Here is a 15,359-nt window from a genome sequence, read left to right as displayed (position 1 = left end):
AATTGGTGTTTCCCCACTAATTTTTGTCACGGTTCTCCCCCACCTTACGCCCGCTCTGTTGTGCCCGGGGGGGGCTAACGTGTCGCAAACCCGGCCCGGGGGGGGGGGGGGGGGTTTTGGGGCCCCCCCCCCCCGGCCCCGGCAGCCACTGCTAGGACCGCGGCTTCTCGCGCATCTCGTAGGTCTCGATGACGTCGTCGACCTTGATGTCGTTGAACGACCCCAGGGTCACACCGGCCTCGAAGCCCTCGCGCACCTCGGTCGCGTCGTCCTTGAAACGACGCAGACCCTCGATGGTGAGGTTCTCGGTGATGAGCTTGCCGTCGCGGATGAGACGGGCCTTGGCGTTGCGGCGCAGCAGACCCTCGCGGACGATGACACCCGCGATGTTGCCGAACTTGGAGGAACGGAACACCTCGCGGATCTCCGCGGAGCCGAGGCGCACCTCCTCGTACTCGGGCTTGAGCAGGCCCTTGAGCGCGTTCTCGATCTCCTCGATGGCCTGGTAGATGACCGAGTAGTACCGGACATCCACGCCTTCCTTCTCGGCAGCCGTACGGGCGCGGCCTTCGGCGCGCACGTTGAAGCCGATGATGATGGCGTCCGAGCCCATCGCGAGGTCGACGTCCGACTCGGTGATCGCACCGACGCCGCGGTGCAGCACCCGGAGCTCGACCTCCTCGCCCACGTCGAGCTTGACGAGGGCGTCCTCGAGGGCTTCGACGGAACCGGAGACGTCACCCTTGATGATGAGGTTGAGCTGCTCGATGGAGCCCGCTGCGATGGCCTTGTCCAGGTCCTCGAGCGAGATCCGGACCCGACGCTGCGCGAACGCGGCGTTGCGGTCACGGGCCGAGCGCTTCTCGGCGATCTGACGCGCGGTGCGGTCCTCGTCGACGACGATGAAGCTGTCGCCGGCGCGGGGCACCGAGGTGAGACCGAGCAGCAGCACCGGACGGGACGGGCCGGCCTCGGCGAGGCTGTTGCCGTTCTCGTCCAGCATGGCGCGGACGCGGCCGTAGGCGTCGCCGACCACGATCGAGTCACCGACGCGGAGGGTACCGCGCTGGACCAGGACGGTCGCCATGGCGCCGCGGCCCTTGTCGAGGTGGGCTTCGATCGCGATGCCCTGCGCGTCCTGCTCCGGGTTGGCCCGCAGGTCGAGCGAGGCGTCCGCGGTCAGGACCACGGCCTCGAGCAGCTGGTCGATGTTCAGACCCTGGCGCGCGGAGATGTCGACGAACATGGTGTCGCCGCCGTACTCCTCGGCCACCAGACCGAACTCGGTCAGCTGACCGCGGACCTTGGTCGGGTCGGCGCCCTCGACGTCGATCTTGTTGACCGCGACCACGATCGGCACACCGGCGGCCTTGGCGTGGTTCAACGCCTCGACCGTCTGCGGCATGACACCGTCGTTGGCCGCGACCACCAGGATCGCGATGTCGGTGGACTTGGCACCACGGGCACGCATGGCGGAGAACGCCTCGTGACCCGGGGTGTCGAGGAAGGTGATCGGACGCTCTTCGCCGTTCACCACGGTGGCGACCTGGTAGGCACCGATGTGCTGGGTGATGCCACCGGCCTCGCCGGCCACCACGTTGGACTTGCGGATCGCGTCCAGCAGGCGGGTCTTACCGTGGTCGACGTGACCCATGACGGTGACCACCGGCGGGCGCGCGGCCAGCATGTCCTCGTCGCCCTCGTTGACACCGAAGTCGATGTCGAACGACTCGAGCAGCTCGCGGTCCTCGTCGTCGCGGCTGACGATCTCGAGCTGGAAGCCCATCTCGTCGGCCAGCAGCTGGAGCGTGTCGTCCGAGACCGACTGGGTTGCGGTGACCATCTCACCGAGGTTGAACATCACCGAGACGAGCGCGGCCGGGTTGGCGTTGATCTTCTCGGCGAAGTCCGTCAGGGACGAGCCCCGCGACAGGCGAACGGTGGAACCGTTGCCACGCGGCAGCATCACACCGCCGACGGACGGGGCCTGCATGGCCTCGTACTCCTGGCGCTTCGCCCGCTTCGACTTGCGGCCACGCGCCGGGCGACCGCCCGGGCCACGACCGAAGGCACCCTGCGTGCCACCACGGGCACCCGGGCCACCCGGACGGCCGCCGAAGCCACCGGGACGCGGGCCGAAGCCACCGCCGCCACCGGGGGCACCGCCACCGGGACGGGGGCCGCCGAAGCCGCCACCGGCCGGACGCGAGCCCGGACCGGCCGCACGGCCGGCGAAGCCGGGACGAGCGCCACCGGCGCCGGCACCCGGAGCACCCGGACGGCCACCGGGGCCACCCGGACCGCGGCCACCGGGACCACCCGGACGCGCGGCACCCGGAGCGGGACGCTGCGGCATCATGCCGGGGTTCGGACGCGGCATACCGGACGGGCTGGGCCCACCCGGACGCGGACCGGCCGGACGGGGCATCCCGTCGGGACGCGGTGCACCCGCACCACCCGGACGCGGCGCGCCACCGGGACCGGCGGCGGGACGCGGACGGTCGCCACCGGGACGCGGGGCGCCACGGTCGGCACCCGGCGCACCAGCGGGACGCGGACGGTCGCCACCGGGACGCGGAGCGCCACGGTCGGCACCCGGCGCACCGGCCGGACGCGGACGGTCGCCGCCCGGACGGGCCGGACGCTCGCCGGCGGGGGCGCCGGCACCCGGACGCGCGGCACCGGGAGCAGCCGGACGGCGCTCGCCGGGGCGGCCCATGCCGGTCGCACTGCCGGAGGTGAACGGGTTGTTGCCCGGACGGGGACCGGCCGGACGCGGGCCCGGACGGGCCGACGGGTTGGCCGCGGCCGGACGGGCGGCCGGAGCGGCGGCGGCCGGACGGGCCGGCGCCTCCGCAGCGGCGTCACCGGCGGGAGCCGGGGAGGAGAACTCGGCTGCCGGAGCAGCCGGGGCCGCAGCGGCCGGGGCGGGACGCGCGGCGGCCGGGCGCGGGCCCGGGGCAGCGGCGGCCGGCTTCGGCGCGGCGGGGGCGGCCGGGGCGGCGGGAGCCGCCGGGGCCGGAGTCGGACGGGGACCGGGGGTCGCGGCGGGCCGCGGTCCCGGGGTGGGGGCGCCCGGCCTCGGTGCGGACGCACCGGCGGGCTTGGGGGCCGCAGGCTTCTGCGGGCCCGGCTTGGCGGCGCCACCACCGGTGGGCGGCACCCCCAAAGCGTCAGTCAACTTGCGCACGACCGGCGCCTCGATGGTCGAGGACGCCGAACGGACGAACTCACCGAGCTCGGTGAGCTTGGCCATCACGGCCTTGCTCTCCAAGCCAAGCTCCTTGGCGAGTTCATATACCCGGACCTTAGCCACTTCGCTCCTGTCTACGTGTCCGGGGTATTCGTCCGCCGGACCATCGCTACTTCATGGGCGTACTCATCGCGTACTCATCGAGTGCTCATCGCAATCTCGACCTACTTCCAACTCGCGAGGTACCTGACGTGTGCGCGCCGCACGGGGCTCTACCAGCTCTGCGCGGTGCTTGTTGCGGTGGTTCTTTCAGCCTGCCGGGGTGTCACCGGCCCGCTGCTCGACGTACTCACGCAAGTCCGTGGTGTCGAGTGTTCCCTGGAGTCGGAAGGCCCTGGGGAACGCTCGGCGGCGGACCGCGAGGTCGAGGCAGGTCGGGTCGGGGTGCAGATGTGCACCCCGGCCCGGCAGTGCGCCGCGGGAATCGGGGACACAAACGCCCTCGACCGCCACGACACGCAACAGCTGGTGCTTGGCCGCTCGCTTGCGGCAGCCCACGCAGGTGCGTTCCGGGCATGCTCGGACATGCGTCCGGCCAGACAACCTCAAGTCTACCCCTCCGGAGGGACCTGGCGCCGCCCTGCCGATTCCGGCCAGGACCGCGACAACGTGACTAGCGGTCGCGGGATTCCCCGCGGTCGCTTCCGGCAGGGGTTTCGGTGTCCGGCCTGATGTCGATCCGCCAGCCGGTCAGGCGGGCCGCCAGGCGGGCGTTCTGGCCCTCCTTGCCGATCGCCAGCGACAGCTGGTAGTCCGGCACGATCACCCGGGCGGAGCGCGCGTAGAGGTCCACGATCTCCACGCTCGTCACCCGCGCGGGGGACAGCGCGGCCGCGACCATCTCCGCCGGGTCCTCCGACCAGTCGACGATGTCGATCTTCTCGCCGTGCAGCTCGGCCATCACGTTGCGCACCCGGGCGCCCATCGGGCCGATGCAGGCGCCCTTGGCGTTCAGGCCCTGACGGCGGGACCAGACGGCGATCTTGGTGCGGTGGCCGGCCTCGCGGGCGATCGCGGCGATCTCGACGCTGCCGTCGGCGATCTCCGGGACCTCCAGCGCGAACAGCTTCTTCACCAGGCTGGGGTGGGTGCGGGAGAGCGTCACGGACGGGCCGCGGACGCCCCGGCGGACGGCCACCACGTAGCACTTCAGCCGGGTGCCGTGCTTGTAGTCCTCGCCCGGCACCTGCTCCTGCGGCGGGAGGATGGCCTCCAGCTTGCCGATGTCGACCAGGATGTTCTTGGGGTCGTTGCCCTGCTGGACGACACCGGTGACGATGTCGCCCTCCTTGCCCGCGTACTCGCCGAAGGTCTGGTCGTCCGCGGCGTCCCGCAGGCGCTGCAGGATGACCTGCTTGGCCGTGGAGGCGGCGATCCGGCCGAAGCCGCTCGGGGTGTCGTCGAACTCCTTCGGCTCGACACCCTCGTCCAGCTCGTCCGCGTCCTCCAGCGCCCAGACCGTCACGTGCCCGGTCTTGCGGTTCAGCTCGACCCGCGCCTTGCGGCGGGACCCCTCGGTGCGGTGGTACGCGATGAGGAGGGCCGATTCGATCGATCCGACCAGCAGTTCGAACGGGATGTTCTTCTCGGTAACCAACCCACGCAGGGCGCTCATGTCGATGTCCACGGCTACGCCTCCTCTTCCCTCTTCACGTTCACGTTCATGTGTGGTGCGGTGCTCACTCGTCGTCTTCGGTGCTGTCGTCGTCGGTGTCCTCGACCTCCGACTCGTCGAGCAGCCCCTCGTCTTCCTTGCGGTTGAACTCGACCTGGACCCGGGCACGGGCGATCTCGGCGAACTCCAGGCGGCGCTCCTTGGGGCGGCCGCGGCCCTTCACCGGCTGCACCTCGACCAGGGCGCCGTCCTCGTCGCTCTCCAGCACGCGGGCGACCAGCTCGCCGCCGTCCACCAGGTGGATCTTGGCGAGGCGCCCCTCGGCCCGGCGCCAGTGGCGGGGCTCGTTCAGCGGACGCTCGGCCCCCGGGGAGCCGACCTCCAGCACGTACGGGGCGCTGCCCATGACGTCCTCGGCGGCGTCCAGCCGCTCGCTGACCACCCGGCTGAACTCCGCGATCGCGTTCATGTCCACGCCGCCGTCGGCGTCCACGTCGATCTGCACCTGACGGCGGTTGCCGGCCTGGGTCACCTTGACCTCTTCGAGGTCGAGACCTGCCTCGGCGGCCAGCGGCTCGAGCAACGCACGCAACCGGTCGGTGGGGGTGGTGCTCATCCGGGTGACTCCTCGGCCGCGTCTGCTGTTGTCGGTAGGTGCTAGCTGAGCGGCAAGCCTATCGGGTCGGACCCCAAACCACCGATTCCGCGAGGCGTGCGGGGCACCCACGGGCACCGCTTGGGAGCAAGGTCACAACGGGCCGGATGGTGATTCTGTAATGATGCACGGCAGCGGGGGCTGCTCGGGCTCCCCCACGACCTCCTCGGGAGCACCCCCCATGCTGTCCCTCACTCGGCGGAGCCTGCTCCTCCTGGGCGCGCTGAGCAGCGCCCCGCTGCTGCTCTGCGGGTGCACCGACGAGGACGGGCCGACGGAGGCCGAGCGGAAGAAGGCCGACGCCGACCTGCCGCTGCGCAGCCGGGCGGTCGCCGACACCGACCGGCTGCTGGCCGGGTACGACGCCGTGCTGGCCGGGCCGGGGGCGGCCCAGGCCGACCGGCTCCGGGCGCTGCGGGCGGAGGTGGCCGAGCACCGGACCGCGCTGGCCACCGGCCTGGCCGGATCGGCCGCCCCGACGGGCCCGACCGCGCCGACCGGAGCCCCCTCGGGCACCCCGGGCGCCCAGGGCACTCCGACCGGCCCGGCGACCTCGGTGGTTGAGCTCGCGGCCGCCGAACGGACCACCGCCGGGGCCCGACTGGCCGATCTGACCGCCGCCTCGCCCGAGCTGGCGAAGCTGCTGGCCGCCGTCTCCGCCGCCGGCGCGCTGCACGCCGCGGCGCTCGGCAACACCACCCCGGTCACCGGCCCGCCCGCCGCCACCCCTTCGGCCTCGCCTTCCCCCTCGGCGTCGGCGTCGGCCGCCGGCTCCGCCGCCCCGACCGGCCCGGCCTCGCCGACGGCCGCACCCCGGCCCGCCGCCGAGACCGCCGCACTGCAGAGCGCGCTCTCCGCCGAGCACGCCGCCGTGTACGGCTACGGCGTGGTCGGCGCCCGGCAGCCCGCCGGTCCGCAGCGGGCCGAGGCGCAGGTCTGCTACCTGGCCCACCAGGCCGGCCGGGACGCCTGGCACCGCCTGCTGCTGGGCGGCGGCGCCACCCCGGCCGCCGCCGCACCCGGCTACCAACTGCCGTTCCCCGTCACCGACCCGGCCACCGCCAAGCAGCTCGCCGCCCACATCGAGGTGCAGCTCACCGGCGTGTACGCGGCCCTGGTGGCGGCCGGCTCGGGCGAGCTCCGACAGAGCGCCGCCGCCGCGCTGCGCGAGTCCGCCCTGCGCGCCCGGCAGTGGGGCGCCGAGCAGAGCGCGCTGCCCGGCCTGCCCGCCGCCGACCGCGCCCCGACGAGCCCGTCCCCGAGCGCCTGACCAGCGGTTTCCTCCCCATGGCCGACAATGGGCGAGCAGCAGGACCGCGACAGCACGATGGGGCGGCACCAACCGAGAGGCCAGCATGTCGGCAGCAGCAGGGCAGCAGATCACCGTTCCGGCCCGTCTCACAGCCACCGTCCGGGCCCGCGGGGACCGGGCCGAACTGGCCCGGCTGGCCGCCCTGCCGGACACCGTCGCCGAGCAACTGGCCCGCTGGGAACTGACCTTGGAGCGGGTGGTGGAGCCGGGCGGCCGGTCCGGCCTGGTCTGCACGGTGCTGCGCGCCGACGGCACCAAGGCGGTCCTGAAGACCGGCCTGAGCACCCCCGACACCGCCCGGGAGGCCGCCGCCCTCGCGCACTGGGCCGGCCGCGGCGCCGTCCTGCTGCCGGCCGCCGATCCGGCCGGATCGCTGCTGCTGGAGCGCCTGTACGGGGACATCCCGCTCCGCTCGCTGGCCGAGGCCAAGGCCATGCTGGAGGCCGCCGGGCTGCTCCAGCGGCTCTGGGTGCCGCCCGCCGACGACCACCCGTTCCGGACCGTCGCCGAACAGGTCGCCGAGCTCTCCGCCGGGCTCCACCGGCACCGTGAACTCTCCCCCGACACCCAGCCGTTGGTGGACGAGGCGCTCGAGGTCTCGGCCGCACTGCTCGCCGACGGCACCGAACACCTGTTGCTGCACGGGGACTTCCACCACGGCAAGGTGCTGGCCGCCGACCGCTCCCCCTGGCTGGCGGTCTCGCCCCGGCCGCTGGTCGGCGAACGCGCGTACGACCTGGCCTGGTTGGCGCAGGACCGGCTGGACACCCTGGCCGGCTCCCCCGGCCCGCGCGGCGCCGCCCGCCGCCGGCTGCACCAGCTCGCCGACGCGGTCGAGGTCGACCACGACCGGCTGCGCGGCTGGGCGCTGTTCCGCACCGTCGAGGCGGGCCTGCGGGAGCTGGCGGCCGGCTCCGCCGACCGCGCCGAGCTCTACCTGGAATTCGCCGACTGGCTCTGACGCAACGGCAGCTGAGCACCCATCACCGCGTACGGGCGGATCGTGTTGGGGAACCGCACCATCCGGGCCAGGTCCCGGTACCCGAGCGACCGGTACAGCCGCCGGGCGGGCGTCTCGGCGTCGATCGCCGACAGGATGCTGCGCGGCCGGCCCGACCGCTCGCACAGGGTGCGGATCAGCGCGCTGCCCACCCCCCGGCCCTGGTACTCCGGCAGCACGTGCAGCTCGGTCACCGCGAACACGTCGTCCAGCCAGTCCCCGTGCCCCTGGGCGTCCAGGTGCGGCTCGATCACGGTGCTCCACCAGTGCTCCCGGCGGTTCGGCATCCCGTACCCGAACCCGACCAGCCGCCGGTCGCCGAAGGCTCCGAACGCCAGTACCCCGGGCTGTTCGGCGTGCCGCGCGACGATCTGCAGCCGGACCGCCACCTCCTCGTCGGTCAGGCCGAACGCGACGGCCTGCACCTCCAGGGCGTCGGCCGCCCAGGCCGCCAGGTCCACGGCCTCGATCGTCACCTCGGTGAGCTGCTCCATGCCCCGGACGTTACTACTCCGACGGGCGGTGATCACTCAGAACAGCACGCTCATGAAGGCGCCGACCTCACGGAAGCCGACCCGGGCGTACGCGGCCCTGGCCCGCACGTTGTAGTCGTTGACGTAGAGCGAGACCACCGGGGCGACGTCGCGCAGCGCGTACCCCATGACGGCGGCCATACCGGTCTCGGACCGGCCCTGGCCGCGGTGCTCGGGGGCCACCCAGACGCCCTGGATCTGGCAGGCGCCGGCCGTGACGGCACCGATCTCGGCCTTGAAGACCACCGAGCCGTCCTGGGCGAAGTGCGCGAACGAGCGTCCGCCCGCGACCAGTTCGGCCACCCGGGCCTGGTAGAGCAGGCCGCCGTCACCGGCCAGCGGGGAGATCCCGACCTCCTCGGTGAACATCGCCACGCAGGCGGGCATCAGGGCGTCGATCTCGTTCCGCCGGACCCGGCGCACCAGTGGATCGGGGACGACGTCGGCGGCGGGCTCGGCGGTGGCCATCAGCGGCTGGTGGGCGCGGACCTCGCGGGCCGGGCCCCAGCTGCGTTCGAGGCTGGCCCAGAGCGCGGCGGTGGGGCCGGCCGGCCCCACGATGGAGGAGCAGCGGCGCCCCTGCCGGCGGGCCCGTTCGGCGAACGCGCGGACGGCCTCCGGACCGGCGTTCACCAGGACCAGGTTCGCCCCGGCGTAGCAGAGCGAGCCGAGCCGGCCGTCGGCGTCGAACCAGCCCCACATCTCGCCGCCGAGCCGCCAGGGGTCGAGGCCGACGGCTTCCACCCGGGTGGCCACGAAGGCGTTGGCGACCGGGTCGAGGTGCAGGATCTCCAGGGCCTCGTCGAGGTCCTGGGGGTCGAGTACCCGCGTGGTCGCCAGGGCCCGGGCCACCTGGAAGGGGCCGGGGAGCATCACACCTCGATCGAGCACAGGCACCTCACACTAGGAACGCTGGTCGCACCCTACTCCGCCGTCCCACCGGAGCAGGGCTGCGGGCCGTCCGTGACCGGACGACCCGCAGCGACACCGAAGATCACTCGGCGGCGGTGACCACCGGAGCGCCGGACTCGACACCGTCGGCCTGCATCTGCTCGGCCAGCTTGAGGGCCTCCTCGATCAGGGTCTCGACGATCTTCGACTCGGGCACGGTCTTGATCACCTCGCCCTTGACGAAGATCTGGCCCTTGCCGTTGCCGGACGCGACCCCGAGGTCGGCCTCGCGGGCCTCGCCCGGGCCGTTCACGACGCAGCCCATGACCGCGACCCGGAGCGGCACCTCCATGCCCTCCAGGCCGGCGGTGACCTCCTCGGCGAGCTTGTAGACGTCCACCTGGGCGCGGCCGCAGGACGGGCAGGAGACGATCTCCAGGCCGCGCTGACGGAGGTTCAGCGACTCCAGGATCTGGTTGCCGACCTTGACCTCCTCGGCGGGCGGCGCGGAGAGCGAGACCCGGATGGTGTCGCCGATGCCCTCCGACAGCAGCGCGCCGAAGGCGACCGCCGACTTGATGGTGCCCTGGAAGGACGGGCCGGCCTCGGTCACGCCGAGGTGCAGCGGGTAGTCGCAGGCGGCCGCGAGCTGGCGGTAGGCGTTGATCATCACGACCGGGTCGTTGTGCTTGACCGAGATCTTGATGTCGCGGAAGTCGTGCTCCTCGAACAGCGAGCACTCCCAGAGCGCGGACTCGACCAGCGCCTCCGGGGTGGCCCGGCCGTACTTCTCCAGCAGTCGCTTGTCGAGCGAACCGGCGTTGACGCCGATCCGGATCGGCACGCCGGCGTCCTTGGCTGCCTTGGCGATCTCGCCGACCTTGTCGTCGAACTGCTTGATGTTGCCCGGGTTGACCCGGACCGCCGCGCAGCCGGCCTCGATCGCCGCGAAGACGTACTTGGGCTGGAAGTGGATGTCGGCGATGACCGGGATGTTCGCCTTCTTGGCGATGATCGGCAGCGCGTCCGCGTCGTCCTGGGTGGGCACCGCGACCCGGACGATCTGGCAGCCCGAGGCGGTGAGCTCGGCGATCTGCTGCAGGGTGGCGTTGATGTCGGCCGTGACCGTGGTGGTCATCGACTGGACGGAGATGGGTGCGTCACCGCCGACCGGGACGTTACCGACCATGATCTGCCGGGAGACGCGGCGGGTGGCCAGCGGCTTGAGCGGCAGGGCAGGAATTCCGAGCGAGATCGCGGTCATGTGCGCAGGGTTCCCCAAGTCGAGGTGGTGAGATCCGGCCGGGCGCTCTCGTCAACGGGCGCCCGGCCTCCAACGGTACGGCACCAGGATGGGGCCGAGCACACCCGGCCGACCCGATCAAGGTCAGTTCAGGCGGATCGGGTTGACAACGTCGGCGACCCCCACTAGGGCCGTGAAGCAGATGAACACCGCCGCCACCACGTACGCCGCGGGCATCAGCCGTGCCACGTCGAACGGGCCCGGGTCGGGGCGCCGGAGCACGGCGGCGGTCTTGCGGCGCAGCGACTCCCAGAGCGCCCCGGCGATGTGCCCGCCGTCCAGCGGGAGCAGCGGGAGCATGTTGAACAGGAACAGCGACAGGTTGATCATCGCGAGCAGCCGGACCATGAAGGTCAGCTGGAAGCTGAGCGGGACGTCCATCGAGAAGACCTCGCCGCCGAGCCGGGCCGCACCGACCATGCCCATCGGGGAGTCCGCCGGACGCGGGTCGTCGCTGACGATGGCGTGCCAGAGGCCGGGGACCTTGCCGGGCAGCGCGACCAGCGCGGTGGCGCTGTGCTTGGCCATCGACGCCATCTGGTCGACGCTCTCGCCGACGGTGAGGTGTTCGACGGCGCTGGCCGGGGCGAAGCCGAGGAAGCCGGCCGTGACGGTCTCGTCCTTGACCTGGTTCCCGTCCTGGTCGAGCCTCGCCACGGTGTTGCTGGTCAGCGTCGCGTTCAGGGTGAGTCGCTGCCCGCCGCGCTCGACCACGATCGGCACCGTCCGGCCGGGTGACTTGCGGATGTCCGCCTGCAGCTGCGGGTAACTGGTGATCGCCTCGCCGTCGAAGGAGAGGACGGTGTCACCGGCCCGCAGTCCGGCGGCCGCCGCCGGACTGGCGGGGGCGTCGGCCGGGCAGGTGTCGGTCGCCTTGCCGGCCGCCACCACGCACTGGCTGACCGAGCCCACCGTGGGCACCGCCATCTGCACGCCGATGGCCATGAACAGCACCAGGTAGAGCACGACCGCGAGGATCAGGTTCATGAACGGGCCTGCGAACATCACGATGACGCGCTTCCACGGCTTCCGGGTGTAGAACATCCGGTCCTCGTCGCCGGGCTTGATCTCCTCGTAGGACGCCTCCCGGGCGTCCTCGATCATCGAGCGCCAGGGCGAGGTGGAGCGCTGGGTGACCCGGCCGTCCGCCCCCGGCGGGAACATCCCGATCATCCGGATGTACCCACCCAACGGGATGGCCTTGAGGCCGTACTCGGTCTCGCCCTTCTTCCGCGACCAGACCGTCCGGCCGAAGCCGACCATGTACTGCGGGACCCGGATGCCGAACAGCTTGGCCGTCGACAGGTGGCCGAGCTCGTGCCAGGCGATCGAGAACAGCAACCCGAGCACGAAGAGCAGGGTGCCGAGCACCCACATCACCATCGTCACTACTGATCCTCCGTCATGCCGCTCCTGCTGCGCTCGCCGCTAGCCCGCTGCCAGCTCACGGGCCCGGGCGCGGGCCCAGGTCTCCGCGTGAAGGACGTCCTCGACCGTGAGGGAAGTTCCCACCGTGTGTTCGGACACCACCTTCGCCACAGTGTCCACGATCCCCGTGAAAGGCAGCCGACCGGCCAGGAACGCCTCGACGCACTCCTCGTTGGCGGCGTTGAAGACGGCCGGGGCCGTCCCGCCGAGCGTACCGACCTCCCGGGCCAGGTCCACGGCGGGGAAGGCCGCGTTGTCGAGCGGGAAGAACTCCCAGGTGGCGGCCTTGGTCCAGTCGCAGCCGGGAGCGGCGTCCGGCACCCGGTCCGGCCAGCCGAGGCCGAGCGCGATCGGCATCCGCATGTCCGGCGGGCTGGCCTGGGCCAGCGTCGAACCGTCGGTGAACTCCACCATCGAGTGCACGACGGACTGCGGATGGACCACCACCTCGATCCGGTCGAACGGGACGTCGTACAGCAGGTGGGCCTCGATCACCTCCAGGCCCTTGTTCACCAGGGTGGCGGAGTTGATCGTGACGACCGGGCCCATCGCCCAGGTCGGGTGGGCCAGTGCCTCCTCCCGGGTGACGCCGGCCAGCTGCTCCCTGGTCCGGTTCCGGAACGGGCCGCCGCTGGCGGTGACCACCAGCTTGCGGACCTCCGCCCGGGTGCCGCCCGCCAGCGCCTGGAACAGCGCGGCGTGCTCGGAGTCCACCGGCACGATCTGGCCGGGCTTCGCGACCGCCTTGACCAGCGGGCCGCCGACGATGAGCGACTCCTTGTTGGCCAGCACCAGCACCCGGCCGGCCCGCAGCGCGGCCAGCGTCGGGCGCAGGCCGATCGAGCCGGTGATGCCGTTGAGCACCGAGTGGCACGCGAACCCGGCCAGCTCGGTGGCGGCGTCCGGGCCCGCCAGGATCTCCGGCAGCGGCCGGCCGTCGGCCCCGGCGGCCAGCGCCTCGCGCAGCGCCGGTACGGCCGCCGGGTCGGCCACCGCTACGGTGCGCACGCCCAGGCGGAGCGCCTGCTCGGCCAGCAGGGCGACCCGGCCACCGGCGGCCGAGAGCGCGACCACCTTGAAACGGCCGGGGTTGCGCAGCACCACGTCGATGGCCTGGGTGCCGATCGAACCGGTGGAGCCGAGGATCACCAGCTCCCGGGGGCCGGAGGGGTCCTTCACCGTGGGGGTGAAGCGCGACTGCGGGTGGGCGAGCGAGTTCATGCGCCCATTGTGTCCTGCCCGGGTGCACCCGGGTGCGCGGCCCGGACATCCGGTCCCGGCCGACCGCGCCGGACACGTCGACGCCCCGCCACCGAAGGACGGTGACGGGGCGTCAGCGGACTGCTCAGAGGTCGAGACCGGTCAGCACCAGGACCTTCTCGTACGTGAAGTCGCCCATCGCGTACTTGACGCCCTCGCGGCCGACGCCGGAGTCCTTGACGCCGCCGTACGGCATCTGGTCGGCCCGGTACGACGGGGCGTCGCCGATCACCACGCCGCCGACCTCCAGCACCTGGTGGGCCTTGAAGGCGGTCTGCAGGTCGTGCGTGAAGACGCCGGCCTGCAGGCCGAACTTGGAGTCGTTGACCGCGGCGAACGCCTCGTCGGTGGAGTCCACCCGGTGCAGCGAGAGCACCGGGCCGAACACCTCGGCGGTGGCCAGGATGGCGTCGTCCGGCAGCTCGGCGAGCACGGTCGGCGCGTAGGTCGCTCCCTCGCGGGTACCGCCGACCAGCACCTTGGCGCCCTTGGCGACGGCGTCGTCGACCCAGGACTCGACGCGCTTGGCGGCGTTCTCGTCCACCAGCGGGCCGACGTCGGTGGCGTCCGCACCCGGATCGCCGGTCACCTGGGCCTGCACCTTGGCGACCACCTTCTCCACCAGCGCGTCGTAGACCGTCGCGTCGGCGATCACCCGCTGCACCGAGATGCAGGACTGGCCGCCCTGGTAGTTGGCGAACATCGCGATCCGGGTCGCCGCCCAGTCCAGGTCGGCCTCGGAGGACCAGTCGGCCAGCACCACGGCGGCGGCGTTGCCGCCGAGCTCCAGGGTGACGTGCTTGCGCGGCACCGAGTCCATGATCTGGTAGCCGACCTTGTCCGAACCGGTGAACGAGATCACCGGCAGGCGCGGGTCCTGGACCAGCGCGGGCATCTTCTCGTTCGGCACCGGGAGCACGCTCCAGGAACCGGCCGGCAGCTCGGTCTCGGCCAGGATCTCGCCGAGCACCATCGCCGACAGCGGGGTGGCCGGAGCCGGCTTGAGGATGATCGGGGCACCGACCGCGATCGCCGGGGCGACCTTGTGGGCGACCAGGTTCAGCGGGAAGTTGAACGGGGCGATGCCCAGCACCACACCACGCGGGAAGCGGCGGACCACCGCGAAGCGGCCGACGCCGCCCGGGTCGGTGTCCAGGCGCATGGTCTCGCCGTTGGTCCGGCGCGCCTCCTCGGCGGCCCAGCGGAACACCGAGGCGGCCCGGCCGACCTCACCGCGCGCCCACTTGATCGGCTTGCCGTTCTCGGCGGTGATCAGCCGGGCGATCTCCTCCGTACGCTCCGTCAGCCGACGGGCGACGTGGTCGAGCGCGGTGGCCCGGAGGTGCGCGGGGGTCGCGGCGAAGGCCGGGGCGACGGCGGCGGCCGCTGCCACCGCCTCCTCCACCTGGGCGTCGGTCGGCACGCTGACCCTGCCGACCAGGCTGCCGTCGTACGAGTGGTGAACCTCGAACTCGGCGTCACCGGTCGCCCGGCGGCCGGCCAGCCAGAACTCATGGGTGGTGGTCACGGTCGTACCGACCCTTCTGTGGTGGGAGAGCTACCCACCCACGGTAGGTCCGGGCGCCCGCCACGCGGATTGGACACGACGGCGCACTGACCCTGCGGGTTGCTCCAGCGTGTCGGGTGGCGGCACCTTCGGCAGGTGCTCAGCCCGCTACGGAGTCAGGGGCTCGGGGCCCTGCTGATGTGCGGCTCCGCCGCGCGGGCGACACCGACCTTTTGGCAGGTGCTTCGGAAGAGTCAGGGGCCCGGGGCCCTGCTGATGTGCGGCTCCGCCGCGCGGGCGACACCGACCTTTGACAGGTGGTCAGCCCGCTACGGAGTCAGGGCTCGGGGCTCTGCTGTTGTGCGGCTCGCCGCGTGGGCGACGCCGGCCTTTTGGCAGGTGCTTCGGAAGAGTCAGGGGCTCGGGGCTCTGCTGTTGTGCGGCTCGCCGCGTGGGCGACGCCGGCCTTTTGGCAGGTGCTTCGGAAGAGTCAGGGGCTCGGGGAACTGCTGATGTGCGGCTCCGCCGCGCGGGCGACACCGACCTTTGACAGGTGGTCAGCCCGCTACGGAGTCAGGGCTCGGGGCTCTGCTGTTGTGCGG

At 72.6% G+C, this 15,359-nt stretch carries 12 protein-coding genes; 2 read left to right on the top strand and 10 right to left on the bottom strand.

The genetic code is table 11. From position 1 onward, the window contains the following. Positions 1-151: 151 nt before the first annotated feature. From infB to rimP, 4 genes are all read right to left on the bottom strand, one after another. On the bottom strand, positions 152-3,316 hold the full coding sequence (gene infB / locus ACIRPK_RS31490) for a translation initiation factor IF-2 (RefSeq protein ID WP_403044820.1): 3,165 nt from the start codon (positions 3,314-3,316) through the stop codon (positions 152-154). Between the two features lie 186 nt (positions 3,317-3,502). Further along, complete coding sequence (locus ACIRPK_RS31485; RefSeq protein WP_403044890.1) at positions 3,503-3,796, bottom strand: YlxR family protein; 294 nt, start codon at positions 3,794-3,796, stop codon at positions 3,503-3,505. Positions 3,797-3,866: 70 nt separating this feature from the next. Further along, positions 3,867-4,880 carry a transcription termination factor NusA gene (gene nusA, locus ACIRPK_RS31480; protein WP_403044817.1) on the bottom strand — a complete coding sequence of 338 codons (1,014 nt, stop codon included), beginning with the start codon at positions 4,878-4,880 and terminating at the stop codon, positions 3,867-3,869. 52 nt (positions 4,881-4,932) lie between these two features. Further along, the gene (gene rimP / locus ACIRPK_RS31475) at positions 4,933-5,484 is read right to left on the bottom strand and encodes a ribosome maturation factor RimP (protein WP_403044814.1); all 552 of its coding nucleotides are present in this window, start codon (positions 5,482-5,484) and stop codon (positions 4,933-4,935) included. A gap of 220 nt (positions 5,485-5,704) precedes the next feature. On the opposite strand from rimP, the gene ACIRPK_RS31470 reads away from it, so the two are divergent. Next, positions 5,705-6,793 carry a ferritin-like domain-containing protein gene (locus ACIRPK_RS31470; protein ID WP_403044811.1) on the top strand — a complete coding sequence of 363 codons (1,089 nt, stop codon included), beginning with the start codon at positions 5,705-5,707 and terminating at the stop codon, positions 6,791-6,793. An 85-nt stretch (positions 6,794-6,878) separates the two neighbouring features. Then, positions 6,879-7,796: an aminoglycoside phosphotransferase family protein gene (locus tag ACIRPK_RS31465; RefSeq protein WP_403044808.1), complete on the top strand. Its 918-nt coding sequence runs from the start codon at positions 6,879-6,881 to the stop codon at positions 7,794-7,796. Here ACIRPK_RS31465 and ACIRPK_RS31460 read toward each other — a convergent pair. The 6 genes from ACIRPK_RS31460 to ACIRPK_RS31435 all read right to left on the bottom strand — a co-directional run bounded on the left by ACIRPK_RS31460 (position 7,769) and on the right by ACIRPK_RS31435 (position 14,778). Continuing rightward, the gene (locus tag ACIRPK_RS31460; RefSeq protein ID WP_403044805.1) at positions 7,769-8,329 is read right to left on the bottom strand and encodes a GNAT family N-acetyltransferase; all 561 of its coding nucleotides are present in this window, start codon (positions 8,327-8,329) and stop codon (positions 7,769-7,771) included. The two genes, ACIRPK_RS31465 and ACIRPK_RS31460, sit on opposite strands and share 28 nt — an antisense overlap. Before the next feature lie 36 nt (positions 8,330-8,365). Next, complete coding sequence (locus tag ACIRPK_RS31455; protein ID WP_403044802.1) at positions 8,366-9,241, bottom strand: GNAT family N-acetyltransferase; 876 nt, start codon at positions 9,239-9,241, stop codon at positions 8,366-8,368. Between the two features lie 121 nt (positions 9,242-9,362). Further along, complete coding sequence (gene ispG / locus ACIRPK_RS31450) at positions 9,363-10,523, bottom strand: flavodoxin-dependent (E)-4-hydroxy-3-methylbut-2-enyl-diphosphate synthase (RefSeq protein ID WP_403044800.1); 1,161 nt, start codon at positions 10,521-10,523, stop codon at positions 9,363-9,365. 123 nt (positions 10,524-10,646) lie between these two features. After that, positions 10,647-11,939, bottom strand: coding sequence for a M50 family metallopeptidase (locus tag ACIRPK_RS31445; protein WP_403044887.1), 1,293 nt, complete (start codon positions 11,937-11,939; stop codon positions 10,647-10,649). A gap of 51 nt (positions 11,940-11,990) precedes the next feature. Further along, the gene (dxr, locus tag ACIRPK_RS31440) at positions 11,991-13,211 is read right to left on the bottom strand and encodes a 1-deoxy-D-xylulose-5-phosphate reductoisomerase (protein ID WP_403044797.1); all 1,221 of its coding nucleotides are present in this window, start codon (positions 13,209-13,211) and stop codon (positions 11,991-11,993) included. A gap of 124 nt (positions 13,212-13,335) precedes the next feature. Then, positions 13,336-14,778 carry an aldehyde dehydrogenase family protein gene (locus ACIRPK_RS31435; RefSeq protein WP_403044794.1) on the bottom strand — a complete coding sequence of 481 codons (1,443 nt, stop codon included), beginning with the start codon at positions 14,776-14,778 and terminating at the stop codon, positions 13,336-13,338. Positions 14,779-15,359 lie beyond the last annotated feature (581 nt).

The organism is Kitasatospora sp. NPDC101801, assembly GCF_044766665.1.
Classification (GTDB): Bacteria; Actinomycetota; Actinomycetes; order Streptomycetales; family Streptomycetaceae; genus Kitasatospora.
Note: the sequence above shows the minus strand (reverse complement) of the source record. Positions and strands in the feature narration are given on the sequence as shown.

Bases quoted from the DNA above. Each gene is read 5' to 3' on its own strand.
- rimP (WP_403044814.1), bottom strand. From the start codon at position 5,484: ATGAGCACCACCCCCACCGACCGGTTGCGTGCGTTGCTCGAGCCGCTG.
- ACIRPK_RS31470 (WP_403044811.1), top strand. From the start codon at position 5,705: ATGCTGTCCCTCACTCGGCGGAGCCTGCTCCTCCTGGGCGCGCTGAGC.
- ACIRPK_RS31465 (WP_403044808.1), top strand. From the start codon at position 6,879: ATGTCGGCAGCAGCAGGGCAGCAGATCACCGTTCCGGCCCGTCTCACA.
- ACIRPK_RS31460 (WP_403044805.1), bottom strand. From the start codon at position 8,329: ATGGAGCAGCTCACCGAGGTGACGATCGAGGCCGTGGACCTGGCGGCC.
- ACIRPK_RS31455 (WP_403044802.1), bottom strand. From the start codon at position 9,241: ATGCTCCCCGGCCCCTTCCAGGTGGCCCGGGCCCTGGCGACCACGCGG.
- ispG (WP_403044800.1), bottom strand. From the start codon at position 10,523: ATGACCGCGATCTCGCTCGGAATTCCTGCCCTGCCGCTCAAGCCGCTG.
- ACIRPK_RS31445 (WP_403044887.1), bottom strand. From the start codon at position 11,939: ATGTGGGTGCTCGGCACCCTGCTCTTCGTGCTCGGGTTGCTGTTCTCG.
- dxr (WP_403044797.1), bottom strand. From the start codon at position 13,211: ATGAACTCGCTCGCCCACCCGCAGTCGCGCTTCACCCCCACGGTGAAG.